The organism is Tepidimonas sp. (genome assembly GCF_046292505.1).
Lineage (GTDB): Bacteria > Pseudomonadota > Gammaproteobacteria > Burkholderiales > Burkholderiaceae_C > Tepidimonas.
In genome coordinates, this window is sequence record NZ_JBKBQX010000294.1 from 1 (window position 1) to 508 (window position 508).

Annotated in this window: 1 protein-coding gene; it reads left to right on the plus strand. The window is 67.7% G+C overall.

The features are described from left to right. Positions 1-455, plus strand: a 455-nt coding sequence (locus ACK4TH_RS13345) for a flagellar basal body P-ring protein FlgI (RefSeq protein WP_409627129.1), incomplete at its 5' end; no start/stop codon positions are given. Between the last annotated feature and the right edge of the window lie 53 nt (positions 456-508).

A 508-nucleotide genomic window follows, 5' to 3' on the forward strand; every position in this document is an offset into this window, starting at 1 on the left:
AGATGCAGGATTCGGGCACGGTCGCCGTGGACATCGGCGCAACCGGCATGGGCTCGCCCGCGCATGTGCTGGCACGGATCGAGCGGATCCTGGTCGAACCCGAAACCCGGGCGCGCGTGGTGGTGGACCAGCGGTCGGGGACGATCGTGATGGGGGCCGACGTGCGGATCAGCCGGGTCGCGGTGGCGCAGGGCAACCTGACCCTGCGGGTCGAGGAAAGCCCGCTGGTTGTCCAGCCCAATCCCTTCGCCGAAGGCGAGTCGGTCGTTGTGCCGCGGTCCAATGCCTCGATCGGCAAGAACGGGACCGGCCTTGCCGAGATCAGCGGCGGAACCGATCTGGCCGAGGTCGTGGCGGGGCTGAACGCCTTGGGCGTGGCACCGCACGACATGATCGACATCCTGAAAAGCATCAATGCCGCCGGCGCGCTGCATGCCGAATTCGTGGTGAACTGAGCGAGGAGACCAGTGGGTCCGCCCGCCCGGTCTGTCAGCACGGGTCTTGACCT